Source organism: Glutamicibacter sp. NPDC127525, assembly GCF_042672105.1.
In the GTDB taxonomy this organism is placed as follows: Bacteria; Actinomycetota; Actinomycetes; order Actinomycetales; family Micrococcaceae; genus Glutamicibacter.
Map to the genome: position 1 here is coordinate 274511 of NZ_JBHXVN010000005.1, position 14923 is coordinate 289433.

At 62.3% G+C, this 14923-nt stretch carries 13 protein-coding genes; 4 read left to right on the top strand and 9 right to left on the bottom strand.

Going from position 1 to position 14923, the window contains the following annotated elements; translation table 11 throughout:
* The first annotated feature begins 27 nt into the window (after positions 1–27).
* On the top strand, positions 28–1191 hold the full coding sequence (locus tag ACFVHU_RS13660) for a glycerate kinase (protein WP_332594560.1): 1164 nt from the start codon (positions 28–30) through the stop codon (positions 1189–1191).
* Positions 1192–1194: 3 nt separating this feature from the next.
* Here the strand turns inward: ACFVHU_RS13660 and ACFVHU_RS13665 are convergent, their stop codons facing one another.
* The 6 genes from ACFVHU_RS13665 to ACFVHU_RS13690 all read right to left on the bottom strand — a co-directional run bounded on the left by ACFVHU_RS13665 (position 1195) and on the right by ACFVHU_RS13690 (position 8836).
* Entirely contained in the window at positions 1195–1866 is a 672-nt protein-coding gene (locus ACFVHU_RS13665) for a GntR family transcriptional regulator (protein WP_105662279.1), read from the bottom strand.
* A complete protein-coding gene (locus ACFVHU_RS13670) occupies positions 1859–3487 on the bottom strand; it encodes an FAD-dependent monooxygenase (protein ID WP_388024829.1) in 1629 nt (542 codons plus the stop codon). The genes ACFVHU_RS13665 and ACFVHU_RS13670 overlap by 8 nt, the downstream gene beginning before the upstream one ends.
* A 50-nt stretch (positions 3488–3537) precedes the next feature.
* Positions 3538–4428, bottom strand: coding sequence for a fumarylacetoacetate hydrolase family protein (locus ACFVHU_RS13675; RefSeq protein ID WP_105656470.1), 891 nt, complete (start codon positions 4426–4428; stop codon positions 3538–3540).
* A 20-nt stretch (positions 4429–4448) separates the two neighbouring features.
* The gene (locus tag ACFVHU_RS13680; protein WP_105656469.1) at positions 4449–5333 is read right to left on the bottom strand and encodes a VOC family protein; all 885 of its coding nucleotides are present in this window, start codon (positions 5331–5333) and stop codon (positions 4449–4451) included.
* Between the two features lie 147 nt (positions 5334–5480).
* Positions 5481–6851 (bottom strand): carboxylesterase family protein, encoded by a 1371-nt coding sequence (locus tag ACFVHU_RS13685; protein WP_388024831.1) that lies wholly within the window; start codon positions 6849–6851, stop codon positions 5481–5483.
* A gap of 2 nt (positions 6852–6853) precedes the next feature.
* Positions 6854–8836, bottom strand: a complete 1983-nt coding sequence (locus ACFVHU_RS13690) for a flavin-containing monooxygenase (protein ID WP_388024832.1) — start codon at positions 8834–8836, stop codon at positions 6854–6856.
* 135 nt (positions 8837–8971) lie between these two features.
* Between ACFVHU_RS13690 and ACFVHU_RS13695 the strand changes: the two genes are divergently transcribed.
* Together ACFVHU_RS13695 and ACFVHU_RS13700 are read left to right on the top strand one after the other, a co-directional pair.
* Positions 8972–9682 carry a GntR family transcriptional regulator gene (locus ACFVHU_RS13695; protein ID WP_166650759.1) on the top strand — a complete coding sequence of 237 codons (711 nt, stop codon included), beginning with the start codon at positions 8972–8974 and terminating at the stop codon, positions 9680–9682.
* A gap of 280 nt (positions 9683–9962) precedes the next feature.
* Positions 9963–10238 carry an SDR family oxidoreductase gene (locus tag ACFVHU_RS13700; protein ID WP_208294246.1) on the top strand — a complete coding sequence of 92 codons (276 nt, stop codon included), beginning with the start codon at positions 9963–9965 and terminating at the stop codon, positions 10236–10238.
* A gap of 52 nt (positions 10239–10290) precedes the next feature.
* Here ACFVHU_RS13700 and ACFVHU_RS13705 read toward each other — a convergent pair whose 3' ends face one another.
* Both ACFVHU_RS13705 and ACFVHU_RS13710 read right to left on the bottom strand, forming a co-directional pair.
* Positions 10291–10554: a hypothetical protein gene (locus ACFVHU_RS13705; RefSeq protein ID WP_105662284.1), complete on the bottom strand. Its 264-nt coding sequence runs from the start codon at positions 10552–10554 to the stop codon at positions 10291–10293.
* Positions 10555–10843: 289 nt separating this feature from the next.
* Positions 10844–12403 (bottom strand): FAD-binding oxidoreductase, encoded by a 1560-nt coding sequence (locus tag ACFVHU_RS13710; RefSeq protein ID WP_388024834.1) that lies wholly within the window; start codon positions 12401–12403, stop codon positions 10844–10846.
* 99 nt (positions 12404–12502) lie between these two features.
* Here ACFVHU_RS13710 and ACFVHU_RS13715 point away from each other — a divergent pair, with 99 nt between their 5' ends.
* Entirely contained in the window at positions 12503–13441 is a 939-nt protein-coding gene (locus ACFVHU_RS13715; protein ID WP_388024835.1) for a LysR substrate-binding domain-containing protein, read from the top strand.
* 3 nt (positions 13442–13444) lie between these two features.
* Here the strand turns inward: ACFVHU_RS13715 and ACFVHU_RS13720 are convergent, their stop codons facing one another.
* Positions 13445–14773, bottom strand: coding sequence for an NtaA/DmoA family FMN-dependent monooxygenase (locus tag ACFVHU_RS13720; protein WP_105662287.1), 1329 nt, complete (start codon positions 14771–14773; stop codon positions 13445–13447).
* Positions 14774–14923 lie beyond the last annotated feature (150 nt).

Below are 14923 nucleotides of genomic sequence, written 5' to 3' on the forward strand. Positions count from 1 at the left end.
GTCTCAAGAGTGCCTAGGCTGATGGGTATGACTTCAACCCAGCATTCGATGCCCTGCAAGGTGGCCATTGTGCCCGACTCCTTCAAGGGAAGTGCCCGCGCCAGCGGGGTAGCCGCGGCCTTGGCACGAGGCTTCAGCAAGGGTGCGGCTAGCCGGTCGCGGGCGGTCGAGATTACCGCGGTGCCCTTCGCCGACGGCGGCGAGGGAACCCTTGAAGCGTTGATCGACACCTGGGGGACCGAGGCGATCGCACTGGAGACCACCGACGCCTTGGGGCGCCCGGTCACCTCCCGGCTGGGGCTTTCGGCCGACGGGAAAATCGCGGTGGTGGAAGCGGCCGAAGCAGCCGGGTTGCCGCAGGTGAGCGACGTGCCACGGCAACCACTGGATGCCACTACCTATGGGTTGGGCACACTGGTATCTCATGCGCTGGACCTAGGGGTCGCCCGGATCATCCTGTGCCTAGGCGGTTCAGCAACCACCGATGGCGGAACGGGTTTGCTCAGCGCACTGGGCGCAAAATTCTTGGACGCCAACGGGGAGCAGCTTCCCGCAGGGGGCGGGGCACTGAACCAGCTGTCGCGGATCGACGTTTCGCAGCTGGATGCCCGGGCCGGGCAGGTTAACTGGCAAATCGCCTGCGATGTCACCAACCCGCTACTGGGCGCCAAGGGTGCGGCTGCGATCTTCGGTCCGCAAAAGGGCGCCAGTGAAAATGATGTCCAGATTCTGGATCAGGGGTTGGCGCAACTGGCCGATGTTTTGGAAGCCAATACCGGCCGGGCACTGCGTGAGCAGCCGGGCATGGGGGCTGCCGGCGGGATTGCGGTGAGCCTAGGGTCCTACTTCGAGGTGGAGCTGGTGCCGGGCTGGGATTTGGTGGCCAAGGTACTTGGTGCCCATGAAATTCTGGCCGACGCTGACCTGGTGATCACCGGTGAAGGCCGGCTGGATGCGCAATCCTTGGACGGCAAGGTAGTTTCCGGGGTGTTGCAGGCTGCCGGTGAACAGGCCGAGGTGATCGTGGTGGCCGGTTCGGTGCAGCTGTCCGATGAGCAGCTGGAGGCCTCGGGAATCCTGGCCGCGTACTCGATTGCGCCAGGTCCGGCCACGCTGGCAGAACTTTCAGCAGACACCATGGAGCTAGCCGAGCGCACAGCTTTCAGCGTGGCCCGAACCTTCCTGCGCTAGGCGCTAGAAAATATCCAGCTTGAGCAGGCCGGCATCCAGAATAATCTTGGCCGAAGCCTCATAGTGGGTTCGCAAGCGCGCAGCCAAGGCAGGTGCATCCCGATCAAGTGCCGCCTGCAGCATGGCCTCATGCTCGGCCTCAACATTTCGGTGCGTGGCACCCTGCGAAGCGGCCGCCCAACGCCGGTAGAGCAAGGTGGAATTGGCCAGGTTGGCCGACAGCTCAAGGATCGGCGGGCAGGCGCATGGAGCCAGCAGCAGCTGATGGAAATCGCGGTGCGCCTTACCCCATTCAGGGGTGAACTGCTCCGGGTTATCTTGTTGCCGGCGCGGTGCCTTGGACAGCCTGTAATGCGTGGCAATCAGCGCGGACTCCCACTCCAGATCCCCGCGGGTGATGGCCAGATTGACCGCCAATTCCTCGGTGACACAGCGCAGCTCAGTCTGATCCTGCAACTGCTGCAGGTTCAGCTCCGGTACGAAAAATCCGCGGTTGGGGATCGCCGCCACCAAACCCTCACCGGAAAGCCGGGTGAGGGATTCGCGGATAACGGTGGTGCTGGTGGAAAAACGCTGGGCCAGATGCGGGGGAGCAAGGCGCTCGCCGGGCATCCACGCGCCATCAAGGATGGCTTCGCGGATGCCGGACAGGGCAGCTTCTGCTGGCCTAGCCACGAGTTCCTTGTTTGGCGGCACCGAAGGTGCGCAGCACGGTGGCCTTGGCGCTGAGCGCTTCCAGAAGTTGGTCGACCTCGCGTGCTGGTGCAATGCCTGCTACATAGTAGTCTGGACGCACCAGCAGTACGGTACCGGTGGCGGTATCGAAGACCCGGTTGATGTCCTTGGCCCTCACGCTATCGCCGTCCTGATTGGTGAAGACCAGCTGGGATCCGGCAGCCACCTCAATGGTGTTCCAGCCGGCCGACAGCAGCTCGTCGAGCATCACAGTGGCGCCATTGACCTCAAGGTTTGGCTGCGGAAGCATGCGACCGGCAAAGTTCTGGGCCAGGTGCGGAACCCCGGAAACCGGTGCGGCGACGGTGCCGGTGGTGTAGTGAGGCTGCTTGAGGAAGCGCATGCCGGTTAGCCAGCGGTTCAGCGGTGGGATGATGCGGGTGCTGGTGACCACGGCATCGCGCACGCGGGTGATCACGGGGTTGGTGTTCATCACTACCCAGCCGATGCGCTTGGAAAGCTTGACCATTTCCTCGGCATGCGGGCGACGCTCGGTTTCGTAGTCATTGATGAGCACTTCGCTTGCTTCACCCTTGATGACCGCGGCCAGGCGCCAGGCAGCACCCACGGCGTCGCGGATGCCGGCGTTCAGCCCCTGCCCGGCGAAGGGCGGCATCAGGTGCGCGGCGTCGCCGGCCAACAGGATGCGTCCCTTGCGGTAGGTGTCGGCGATGCGCTGGTGTGCGGTGTAGACCGCGGCGCGGCGTACGGAGACCACGTTGGTGTCCTGGAATGGTGCGACCAGGGCGGTGATGGATTCGGGGGTGATCATCGCGTCGCCATCTTCGTGATCGAAGAGCATGAATTCATAGCGGCGGCGGCCACCGACCCCGGGGACCACTACGGCCGGGCGCTGCCCGTTGCAGTGGAAGGACGCGAAAGGTTCGGGGTTGCCGGGCACATCCAGCAGATCCACCACGATCCAGCGTTCGGTTTGGGTGGAACCCTGCAGGCCGATGCCCAGTTCGCGGCGGGTGAAGGAGCGACCGCCGTCGCAGGCAAGTACCCATTTGGCTTTGAACTCGAGGGCGGTTTCTTCACCTTCTGCTACTGCGTAGGGGTTCTGCCCGGTGTCTGCTGCCTTGGAGCCGTTGAATCCGGTGGTGGCTTCGCCGGTGCGGGTGGCGTGCACGATCACGTGGTCGGCATGCTGTTCGATCCTGGTGGCCGCGGTGGCGTAGTGCAGGCCCAGGTTCTGGCGCAGTGTGGCGGCCTCGTAGAGCAGGCCTTCCATGATTGGCTGGTCGAACTGGCTCTTGCCGGGCTGACCTAGGCGGGGTGTGCCGGGGCGAACGTCGGCAATGACCTTGCCGCCCAGGCCGAAGTAGCGGGCACCGGTGTCCATGAGCATCTGCGGTCCCAGCTCATCCATGATTCCCAGGTGCGCCATGACGCGCAGGGTTTCATCGGTGGCGCTGATGGCACGTGGCTCATCGCCACTGCCCGGGTTCTTCTCGATCAATGCAACCTGCAGGCCGGTATCTGCCAGCAGGTTGGCGGCGGTCAGGCCGGTGGGACCCGAGCCGATGACCAGGACGTCGATTTCATGAGACTGTGCCACTGCCCGCTACTTCCTTTGTGCTTCGTGTATTAACAGTGCGCGGCTGCGCGTCAGGCGGTGGCGCCGGCGGTGGCCTGTGCGCCGGCCAGCAGCGTAGCCTCGTCGGCCACGGTGTTGCGCAGGATGCCCAGGCCGGTGATCTCGACCTCGACGACGTCGCCGTGGTTGATCAGGCCCTCTGGACCGTAGAACAGGCCCACTCCGCCCGGGGTGCCGGTGACGATCACGTCGCCCGGGTTCAGCTGGGTGAAGCCGGTGACGTAGTTGATCAGGGTGGGGATGTCGAAGACCAGGTTGGATACCGGGGCGTTCTGGCGCACTTCGCCGTTTACGCGGGTTTCCAGTACGGCGGTGGTGATGTCGCCCAGATCGGCTGCGGGAACCAGGTACGGTCCGAAGCCGCCGGTGCCCGGGAAGTTCTTGCCCGGGATCCACTGGCTGGCGGCCTTCTGCCAGTCGCGCACCGAGAAGTCGTTGTAGCAGGCGTAGCCGGCGATGTGGTCCCAGGCGTCTTCCTTCTCCACGTGGAAGGCTTCCTTGGAGATGACCAGGGCCATTTCGCCCTCGTAGTCGAACTTGGTGGTGGAAGTCGGCTTGACCGCAGGAGCCAGGTGGCCCATCTGCGAGTCGGCGAAGCGGGTGAAGACGGTCGGTGCGGTCTGCCCGGTCTTGCCCGACTCTTCCTGGTGGGCCAGATAGTTCACGCCGATGCAGATGATCTTGCCCGGGTTGGTCACCGAGGGCAGGAAGTCGATCTCGGCCTCGGCAATGGTTGGCGCGCCGGACAGGTCCAGCTGGGTGCCGAAGATGCCCTTTTCGATCGCGTCGCGGGTATTGGCGGCCAGGTTCTTGCCGGTGGGGCCCAGATCGTAGACGGTGCCGTCGATGGACACGCCCCAGGTTTCGGTGCCGTCAGCTGCCTTGAAGGATACGTACTGCATGGTGGTGCCTTTCGGGTGTTCTAGATGAAGGTTTTCAGTTCGGTGACAGTGGGAATGCCGAAGGTGCGGAAGTCCTCGGTGCGGCGGTTGGACCACATGTTCCACCAGTTCTCGTCTTCGCCCCAGACAATGGGATCGCGCTCATCGTCGTAGATCTGCTCCAAATCGGTGTAGAGCTCCACGACCGCGCCGGAGGTTTCCACGTAGTAGGCGGCGATATTGTGGCCGGCGCCGTGGCGGACCGGGCCCCAGATCAGTTCGCGGCCGGCCGCGCCCAGGCGGTCGCCGAGCTTGGCGAGGTCGCCGATCGACTGGACCTGCCAGGCGTGGTGGTGGAAGGTGCCCTGGCCCTTGATCAGCGCGATGCCGTGGTGATCCGGGTTGCAGCGCATGAAGTAGGCGAAGTCATCCCCGATGACATCCGAGAGGCGGAAGTCGAAGATCCGGCGCAAAAATTCCATCATGCCGCGCACGTCGCGCGGGTGGAAGTTGATGTGGCCGTAGCGGTCCGGGCCGAAGGAAAGCAGGCCGCGGTCGTTGTGCTGCATGCCGGTGTAGACCTCGAAGATCCAGCCTTCGGGGCCGATGAACGAGAAGCCGTCCTGAACGCCGGCGGAGACCGGGGTTTCGGAGACGATTCTGAAGTTCTCGTTGGCTACGCGCTTGCGGATCTCGCGCAGCGCGTCGCCGTTCTGCGCGATCAGGCCCAGGGAGTGGATGCCGTTGACTTCGGACTCGACGTAGGTCAGCTCGTGGTGCACTGAGTTCGCTGCGAGGTAGGCCTCGTTGCCGGTGCGTTCGGTGACGCGCAGGCCGAGCAGCTGCGTGGCGTCGAAGATGGATCCTTCGATGTCATTGGTCTGGATGGACACGTGGCCCATTTCCCTGATTAATCCCCAAGCCATGGTGGATCCCTTCTGTAGACGATAAAAATATTATGATCTAGATAATTAGATTATTCACATTAAGTTAGATTGTCTAGTGTTTTCGGAAAAAGACTCGCGCGCCTGCCCGAGCGGACCTGCTGGTCCGCAAGAATAGGCGCGCAAAGACTAGGCCAAGACCGGGCGTCTGGTGCTGAACTGACGCTGAATTTCGCGCTTGATCAGGCCTGTTTCCCCCAGTGCTGTCAGCGATTGAGCACCCTTCTGATGCACAGCAAGAGCGTTATTATCGCTGGTAGCTGCGGTTCCCAGGCGGATAAATGACCCTAGGGCATCACCCAGAACCTTCGCCGTTTGCTCGAAGAGCTCATCGGCCACGCCATCGAGCATCGGGGCATCCTGCCAGCGCTCACGGTTGCCAAAGAGGAACGGCAGCTCTAAGCAGTGGGCCGAACCAGCGTGAGGCAAGGGGGAGCGAACTTCGAAGCCCAGGAGCTGCACCTGGATGCCGGCAGCGGCTGCCGCATCGGCCAATTCCACGGCATAGAGTTGAATCTGGTGCAGGCTCATCGCCCTAACCATGAGTGACTTGGCCGTTGCTTGCGGTTCTGCGGCAATCAGTGCGTCGAAGACTTCTTGCGGTTCATTGAAGTTCCCTGCAATAAACCCGCGCACACTATCGAGGGTGAATGCCTGCTCGGGGGCCGTGCCAATGAAGGCACTTGCCTCATCGGCGGTGTAGGACAGCAATAGCTGCTTCACATGCAGGCGTTCGACTGCCCGCGCGGTATCAAAAAGATCCGCCGGAACGGACTCATCGGCACTCGGGTAGAGGCCCAAGCCGCGCCCGGCCCAAGCCTGGGCCAGTGCTGTGCCGGCAGCCAAGAGCTGCTCGGAGCTGGCCTCGGCCAAGGCGGTGCCATTAAGCGCTTGGGCCATCACCGCATTGCGTTCCTGCGCCTGGGTTTCACCCATCGGAGGCTGGAAGGACAGCGAACCAACGTAGAGCCTGTCGAACAGTCCACGGGCTGCCTCAAGCTGGGCCAATGCGAAGGCCCAGAAGGCACCTGCGGACTGGCCTGCCAGGGTGACTTCCTGCGGGTTGCCACCGAGTTCAGCAATATTGCGCTGTACCCATGCGAGGGCCAAGAGCAGTTCTTCGGGCGGCGTATTCCCGCCGCCCACCTGCTGATTGTGGGCCAGCAATCCGATGCGGTAGTTGACCACGGCCACCACGCAGTTCTGCTTCTCGGCAAAGTCCTGCGCGTCGTACCAGCGCACGGTGCCGGCGCCGGAAACGAAGCCGCCGCCGGGAAGGAAAACCATCACCGGAAGGTCCTGGGCGCTCTCGGGCGCGAACACCGCAACCTGGAAAGCATCCTCGGACTGCGGCAGTTCCTGCAAGGCAGGGCCCAGCAGCCAGTCGAGCGAACCTGGGGCCTGCGGGAAAATTGCCGGCTGCGCTGCGGTGAGTCCGGTGGCTTCACTGAGCTTGCCGAAGCGCCCGGCGCTGCGCTGCGCGTAGCTGTAAACCCCCATGCCTAGCGGATTTCCGTGTACTGCGACTGGTCGACCGCGCGGGTGATGTTCCAGTACTCGACGATCGGGTAAGGCCAGATCTGCGAGACGCGGCCGAACTTGTTCTTGTACCAGGTGTGCACCTCGGGGTGGCCCCAGGCCTTCTGCGCGTTGGCGGCATCGAGATCCGCCACGAACGCATCGAGCACCTCCTGCTTCAGGTCCAGTGCCTTCAGATCCTTCTCCAGCACAATGTTCAGTGCATCCAGGATGTAGGTCAGGCCGTACTCGATCATCGAGAACAGCGAGCCGTTGACCACATGCCCGGTATTCGGTCCGGAAACGATGAACAGGTTCGGGAAACCCGGCACGGTGGCCCCGGCAAAGGCGGTGGCGTTGCCGCCCCAGTATTCGTGGATGTCCTTGCCCTCGCGGCCGGTGATGCGCAGCGGCTCGAGGAATTCGGAAGCCTGGAAGCCGGTGGCGTAGATGATGACGTCCAGCTCGTGCAGGGTGCCGTCGCCATCGATGATCCCGGCCTCGGTCATTTCGCTCATGCCCGAGGTGACCAGGGTGGTCTGCGGCTTCTTCAGGCTCTTGGCCCACACGCCGTTATCGCGCAGCATGCGCTTGCCGCCCACGATGTAGTCCGGGGTGACCTTGGCCAGCAGGTCCGGGCGATCGGCGTACTGCTCCTTGAGCATCTCGGTCAGCTGCTGGCGCACGCGCTCGTTGACCGCGGACACTGAACCTTCCTTGGTCCAGTTAGGATCCGCGGCGGTGGTGTGCTGGCGGCCCTCGACGCCCAGCCAGTGCTGCCAGAAGCGCAGCCACTGGCCGTACTGCGGCAGGTGCTCGACTAGCCAGGTCACCGATTCGGGCATGTCCTCGTAGTAGAACGGGGTAGGCAGCATCCAAGGGGAGGAGCGCTGGAAGATCTTGAGCTCTTCGACCTCGTCCACGATGGCTGGGACGATCTGGTAGGCGCTGGCGCCGGTGCCGATGACGGCAACTTTCTTGCCCTTCAAATCGATGCCCGGCTTCCATTCGGCCGAATGCACGTGGATGCCGGCGAACGTGTCGTGGCCCGGGGTATCGGGGAACTTCGGGCGGTCCAGCTGGCCGACGGCGGTCAGGACGATATTGAAGCGGCGTTCCTGGACTTCGCCGCCGTCCACGATCATGGACAGTACCCAGCGTCCGTCTTCTTCATCCCAGGTAGCCGAAAGCACCTCGGTGCCCATCTGGATGTTCTGCGTGATGCCGCCGCGTTCTGCGACGTCGCGGGTGTACTTGTGGATCTCGGGGCCTTCGGAGAACTGCTGGGGCCAGTCATCGCGCTGCGCGAAGGAGAATGAATAGGCGTAGTTGGGGGTATCGAGGCGCACGCCCGGATAGGTGTTCTTCCACCAGGTACCGCCCACTTCGTGGCCCTTCTCGAAGACGGTGTAGTCCAAACCGGCCTGCTTCAGGCGGTAGGCGGCAGCCATGCCGGCCACGCCCGAGCCGATGACGGCCACGGTGAAGTCGCGGGTGGGAGCAACCTGTTCCTTGGTGAAGGCCGGTGCGCCGCTCACTTCGGGAACCAATGCCATGTCGTGCTTGAGCATCTGGTGGTAATCGGTGGTGGCCTGGTTGGTGATCCAGTCCAGGATCGTGGTGGCCTGCTCGTCGTCCAGGGTCTCCACTGAGGTGATTTTTTCATCGCGGATCCGGCGCAGTGCTTCGAAGGCCAATTCGCGGGCCGCTTCCTGAGCTGCGGCGTCCATGCCGCCGTGCGGCTGGCCCACGGTATCAACCGGCGGCTGCGGTGGACGCAGCTCATCACGAAGGATCGAGTAATCGCCGGTTGCCGCGGCCAGGGCCACCATCAGTGGCGGCAGGTCGGTGCTTGCAACGATCTTGCGCAGCTGCTCGTCGCTTTCGGTGATAGCAGAGTAGTTTGCGCGCCAGTACAGGTCATCTACCTGTTTGGTGGCGACGGTCTCGATCAGTGATTCGCTCATTGGTTACTCCTAGCAAGTCTTTTCGGGCCGTGCGCGACAGGGCCGGCAGGCGCGTGATGTAACCAGTGTCACCTCTTGGTTATGCATAAGTCAACTAAAAATGTATTCTTTGCCGACTTTGGTATGATTTATGTCATGGCGAAACGCACCGATTCAGAGACGATGTCAAAGCACATCCGCGACACCCTGCGCACCGATATCCTGGATGGGCGCTGGGAACCAGGTGCCCGGCTGCAGCTCACGCATCTTTCTGAGCATTACGAAACCTCCAGTACGGTCATTCGCGAAGCGTTGACCCGGCTGGTGGGGGACAAGCTCGTCACCCTTCGCCCCAACAAGGGCTTCTTTGTCCCGGAACTGTCGTTGGCCGACTTGAGCGACATCGTGGAGATGCGCTGCGTCAACGAGCAGCTGGCAATTTCGCTGGGCTTCGAACGTGCGCCATTGGAGTGGGAGAGCGAGCTGATGGCAGCGCACCACACCCTGGAGCGCACGCCGCGCCGTTCGGACGAAGACCCGGATAACCACACCCCGGCATGGAATCACGCGCATCAGAACTTCCATGACAAGCTCGTTGAGGCCTGTGGTGTTCCGCTGCTGACCGAGGTGACTCGCACCCTGTCTGACCTGATCCAGCTCTATGGACGCTGGGCCGGCCCGGCCACCCGTGACGCCAAGCGGGACCTGGACAAGGAGCATCGCGATATCCTCAACGCCGCCCTGGACCGCAATGCGGAACTGGCTGGCCAGCTATTGCGCGCGCACTACGAAACCACGCTCAGTGCGGTGAAAAACGGTGGCGAGGTCGGGCTAGCCTGCTTGCCGCACGTGAAGCTGCTCAAGTAGCCAGAACCTTCGTGGGCATTCCCACGCCCAGACCCTGACCCGGATTGCTGCAGCGGGAACATTTCCGACTGGTTCCGGAGCCGGCGCAAGCGCAGTTTCCATCATGATGCTGCACGCATCCGGGCTCTATCCCGGCAGTGTTTTGGCAACGCGGATGGCCGGCAAGCCTGTTTTGCGGCGCTATCAAGGCAAGAGCTGGGTCGCCGCTTTTCGCAGCGACCCAGCTTAAGAAGCCAGAATGGGAGTTCAGTAGCGTGAATGCTTTCGTTCAAGGAACTGATTGCGCAAGGAATTGATAGCCTGGAGTGCCTGGCCCTCGCCGGTGTACACCGATGAATACGGGCCCAAGGGCATACGCATGAATAACGTGCTTCCCGGCTTCACCAAGGAAGACCCGAGCGCGGTCCCTGAAGCATGGGTCCAGAAGATTCCATTGCGCCGTGCTGCCAGCGCCACCGAGATTGCCAAGGCCGTGCGCTTCTTGGCCAGCGACGAGTCAAGCTACATGACCGGACAGAACGTTCGCGTTGACGGTGGCTTTGCGCGCGGTCTCTAGTAGCGGCGTGGATGCGGATGCTGGCGGGAACGAAACTAGTGCCAGCAGGAGATTATTTCTTTTTGCCCGATGCCAGAGCCCGCTTTTTCAGTTGGCGGCGTTCGCGTGCATCTTCGATGAATAGCTCGCATACAAGGAGAACTGCGCCAGCGCCGACCATGATGAAAAATACTCGGATGCCTTCTGCCGGTGAATCAAAGATACTGCTCAGAAGTCCTGACATCAGAGCTGTTGGCACTGCGATCAGAATCAGAACCACGATAGCGATGAGGATCGCAAATGCACGCTTGGACAGGGACTGGAAGAAGTCTTTCACTTAACTGCTCCTCTGGCGCTCATGCGGGATTCGTCGGTTTGCATATGCTCAATACCAGTGCGATCACGATTGCGCGTTGTGCCCGATCTTCTCCACTTTATATCAATGGTTCATTAAATCAACGCATGTAAAAATGGAGTGTGCTGTACTTTCCTAGCATCTTCCGAGCTGGCGGGGGCGTATGCCCAATTCTCTGTCGACGCTAATTCCGGGGAAGAGCCATATGAAAATCCCCCCACTGCCTATTGCGGTGAGGGGATCATGCGTGGCTCAAGGCACGGGCTAGGGGCTAGACGCTGGAGCGCTGATCGCGGAAGCGCGCAGGCCAGACGCCCTGTTTGCCAGGGGCCAGGATCCCCGCCGGATCCAGTGCATCCTTGATCTTCTCCTGCAGGCGGCGTGCTGCGTTGTCGTTGAAGTCGAAGCCGTCGGCAATGCGGTCCATGTAGTCCACGTGGCTGCGGTACGGTGCGTAGCCGCGGGCGCGGGCCGCATCGAGCAGCTCGGAGTACAGGGCGCGCGCACGGGCGAGCATCTCCTGGTTGCCGCGCTCGAAGAAGATCATGGTCACGTGAACCATATGCCGCGGGTACAGGTGGTACCCGATGTACAGGTCGAAGCCGTGCTTCGCGTAGAGCTTCTTGGCTTCCTGGTAGAACTCGGCCACGAGTTCGCCGCGGGCCGGGATGATCGGCGCCGCGTCGATGTGTCCGCCGTTTTCAGCGGCCCAGCCCACGGTGGACAGCGGCTTCAAGGTCGGGACGCCGGCCATCTGGGTGCGGTCCTGGGCGGCGATGTCCTCATGCTGCAAGGCCAAGCCTTCTTCTCCCGAGTAGAACCGGGCGTCAACGCGGGCACCGGGGATCACGCTGATCCTGTCCTTGACGATTTGCAGGCGGCGTTCGCACAGTTCGCGGTCGCCGTAGAAGGCGAACTTGCAGTTCCACTGGCCAATGCCGAATTCCTGGCGCATTTCTTCCAGGCGCCAGTCGGGAATGGAACCTTCGCCATCCCAGAAGTCGGAGCGCGATCCGCGCATGGTTGCCGCGCGCACCACATTGCCGCAGAGGGCATTGTTCTGGATGATTTCCTCGCGGCGCAAGGTGGTGAGGATGTCGATCAGTTGCGGCAGGTGCGCCTCGTCGTCGACGAAAACATCGCCATTGACGTAGGTGTGCGGTGCCGGCATCAGCCACAGTCCGACCTGGGTAACCACGCCGTAGTTGGACTGGGTGAACAGTCCGTCCAAGGTCGGGCCGAAGCCGCCCTGGAAGATCGGGCCCAGCTCGGTGCCGTCCATCGCGCCCATGCCGGTGCGGACCAGATCGCCGTCGGGCATGACCACTTCCATGCCGCACAAGGACTTCACGTGGTCGCCCAGCGGGGTCATGCCGTAGCCGCGGTCGAGCATATTGCCCATGACCGAGCCCCAGCCCAAGGCCGGAACCGACATCCAGACCTTCAGGCCGCGTTCCTTGATGTATTCGAAGAGATCGAAGAAGGTGACGCCGGGCTCCACCAAGGCGTAGCACAGCCGTTCATCGACCGCGATGATGCGGTTCATGCGGCTCAAATCCAGCGCCACCATCCCGGTATCGCGTGGTTCGGGGCCGCCATAGCCCAGGTTCTTGCCGCAGGAGAAGGTCCACAACGGTACCTCGTGCTCGGTGGCCAGCTTGACGATGGCCTGCACTTCCTCGGTGCTGGCCGGGCGGATGCCGGGCCAAGGGGTACGGCCCGGGTTCAGCGGGTAGGGATCCAAGTAGCCCTCGGAATCTCCCAAGGAAACAACGTTTTCTGCGCCAACGATTTCCTTGGCTGCCTCAAGAAATTCTTCACGACGATCCATGATTCACCCTTCCGCTGGCCATCGGCGAACGCCGCGGCCCCACTGTCTTAATCTAAAAAACTTGCTTTGTTTCGTGCCGTCATCAATATGCTTGATGACATGAATCTTGTGTCCCACCCGCAACTGACCTTGCGCCAGCTTTGGCACTTCGTTGTCGCGGCCGAGGCTGGAACCATGGCCGAAGCTGCCCGCCGGCTGCATCTGGCGCCTTCGGCAATTTCCATGTCCATTGCGGAACTCGAACGCATCGTCGGTGCCGAGCTGGCGATCAAGCGCCGGGCCAAGGGGCTGACGTTGACCGCGACCGGCAAGACCGTGCTGCTCCAGGCCCGGGAACTGCTGGAGCGGGCCCATGATCTGGAAACCATGGGCCAGGGAACTCGCGAAGAGCTTGCCGGCCCGTTAACCGTTGGCTGCTTCATGCCCCTGGGCCCGATCATCATTCCGCCCATGCTCAGTGCCTTTGCCCAGCAATGCCCGAAGGTGGAGGTCGATTTCCTGGAGGGGTTCCACCAGGAAATGCAGCATGCGCTGCTCGATGGTTCCATCGATGTCGCCTTCCTCTACGGATCGGAGATCTCACCAGCCTTGCGTTCGGCCACCGTGGCGATGGCCGAGGCCCAGATACTGCTGCCTTCCGGGCATCCGCTGGCCGCCAGCCCGTCGGTGTCATTGCGTGAAATCGCGAACGAGCCGTTGGTCCTCTTCGAATCCGAGCCGATCACCCAGCGCATCCTCGGCCTGTACCAGGGCAGCGGGCTGGAACCGATGATCCGGCACCGCTCGCGTTCCTATGCGACCGTGCGCTCGCTGGTCAGTACCGGCCGCGGGGTGGCTGTGCTGTTCCAGCAGCCGGCCCTGGAAGCACCCTATGAAGAGCTGAACGTGGTGCTCAAGCCGCTGAAACTCGATGACGAAAATATCGCCGTGGTTCCGGTTTCGGTGGCTTGGCCCCGCAGTTCGCGGCTGAACTCCCGTGCCCAAGCCTGGGTGGAAGTCGCCGCGGAACTCTTCGAGACTGCGGGCCGGCGCAGCTAGCGGCTAGACGCGCGTGCGGATCGAGGACGGGTAGGACAATCCGAAGTTATCCCGCAGGGTGGTGCCCTCGTATTCGGTGCGGAAGTAGCCACGATTCTGCAATTCAGGGATCAGCTTGTCGCAGATGAGCTTGAAGCCGCCTGGGTTGAACGGGGCGTTCAGGTTGAAGCCGTCGCAGGCCTTGGAATCGAACCAGTCGATCATGCGGTCTGCCACTGCCGAGGCGGTGCCGGCCATCCACTGGTGTCCGGTGGAGCGGGCCAGGTCAACGATCAGCTCGCGCAGGGTCATGCCCTGGTCCACCGACTTGCGGCGGTAGATCTGGTAGCGCGAACCCAGGGCCGGGTCATCGGAGAACCACTCGGCGGGAATCTTCTCGTTGAAGTCCAGCGAGGACAGATCCATCTTCAGATCGGCACCCACCTGCACGCGGCCGTTTTCCAGGTGGATGTGGTTGGCCAGTTCCTCGGCCAGCTCATCTGCTTCGGCCTGGGTGTCGCCGAGGATCGGCAGGATGCCCGGGATGATCTTGATGTCGTTGGGGTTGCGGCCCTTGGCAGCCGCCATCGCCTTGAACTTGGCGTAAAACTCCACCGATGGTTCCTTCAGCGGCTGCGCGGTGTAGATGCCATCGGCCACCGAGGAGCCCAGTTCCATGCCTGGTCCCGAGGAGCCGGCCTGCACCAGCACCGGGCGGCCTTGCGGGCTGCGCGGCATGTTGATCGGGCCCTGCACCTTGAAGAATTCGCCCTCATGGTTGATCGGGTGGATCTTGTCAGTGTCCACGTACCATGCCGACTCCTTGTCGTTGGTGACGGCGTCGTCTTCCCACGAATCCCACAACTGGTTGGCTACCTCGACGAACTCGGTGGCGCGGCGGTAGCGGGTGGCCGGATCCGGCGCGCAGTCCATGCCGAAGTTCTGGAAACCATCGGAGCTGGTCACGATGTTCCACCCGGCGCGGCCACCTGACATGTGGTCCAGTCCGGCCATCTGGCGGGCCAGGTTGTAAGGCTCCGAGAAGGAAGTGGAAACGGTTCCGATCAGGCCAATGTTCTTGGTGCGTGCTGCCAGTGCGGAAAGTACCGAGATCGGCTCGTAGAAGCCGTTCATCTTGATATCGCCGCGCATCACGGTGTTGGCATGGACGATGTCGCCGAAGAAGATGGCGTCCAGCTTGGCGTCTTCAGCCATCTTGGTCAGGTCGTAGACGAATTCCAGGTTGGCCAGCTCCTCGGAGCGCGAGCCGTCCATGCGCCACGAGTCCTTGTGGTAGCCAGCGGGGAGCATGAAGGTCGTGAGCACCATGTGCTGGGGGTTCTTGGGAGTCATTGAAACTCATCCTTTCCTGCGGATGTGACGGGAAGCACTGAGTCCATGGTTTCAAGAGTCTCTAAAGTCGTAAATGGAGAACTTTTGCGCCATAGGGTTCAGAAAAATTGATGTTAGGTGTTAAAAGCTGGTCCGCGTATCAACTGATAC

Coding starts and splice junctions, on each gene's coding strand:
- ACFVHU_RS13660 (WP_332594560.1), top strand. CDS start 28: ATGACTTCAACCCAGCATTCGATGCCCTGCAAGGTGGCCATTGTGCCC.
- ACFVHU_RS13675 (WP_105656470.1), bottom strand. CDS start 4,428: ATGCAGTACGTATCCTTCAAGGCAGCTGACGGCACCGAAACCTGGGGC.
- ACFVHU_RS13680 (WP_105656469.1), bottom strand. CDS start 5,333: ATGGCTTGGGGATTAATCAGGGAAATGGGCCACGTGTCCATCCAGACC.
- ACFVHU_RS13685 (WP_388024831.1), bottom strand. CDS start 6,851: ATGGGGGTTTACAGCTACGCGCAGCGCAGCGCCGGGCGCTTCGGCAAG.
- ACFVHU_RS13690 (WP_388024832.1), bottom strand. CDS start 8,836: ATGAGCGAATCACTGATCGAGACCGTCGCCACCAAACAGGTAGATGAC.
- ACFVHU_RS13695 (WP_166650759.1), top strand. CDS start 8,972: ATGGCGAAACGCACCGATTCAGAGACGATGTCAAAGCACATCCGCGAC.
- ACFVHU_RS13710 (WP_388024834.1), bottom strand. CDS start 12,403: ATGGATCGTCGTGAAGAATTTCTTGAGGCAGCCAAGGAAATCGTTGGC.
- ACFVHU_RS13715 (WP_388024835.1), top strand. CDS start 12,503: ATGAATCTTGTGTCCCACCCGCAACTGACCTTGCGCCAGCTTTGGCAC.
- ACFVHU_RS13720 (WP_105662287.1), bottom strand. CDS start 14,773: ATGACTCCCAAGAACCCCCAGCACATGGTGCTCACGACCTTCATGCTC.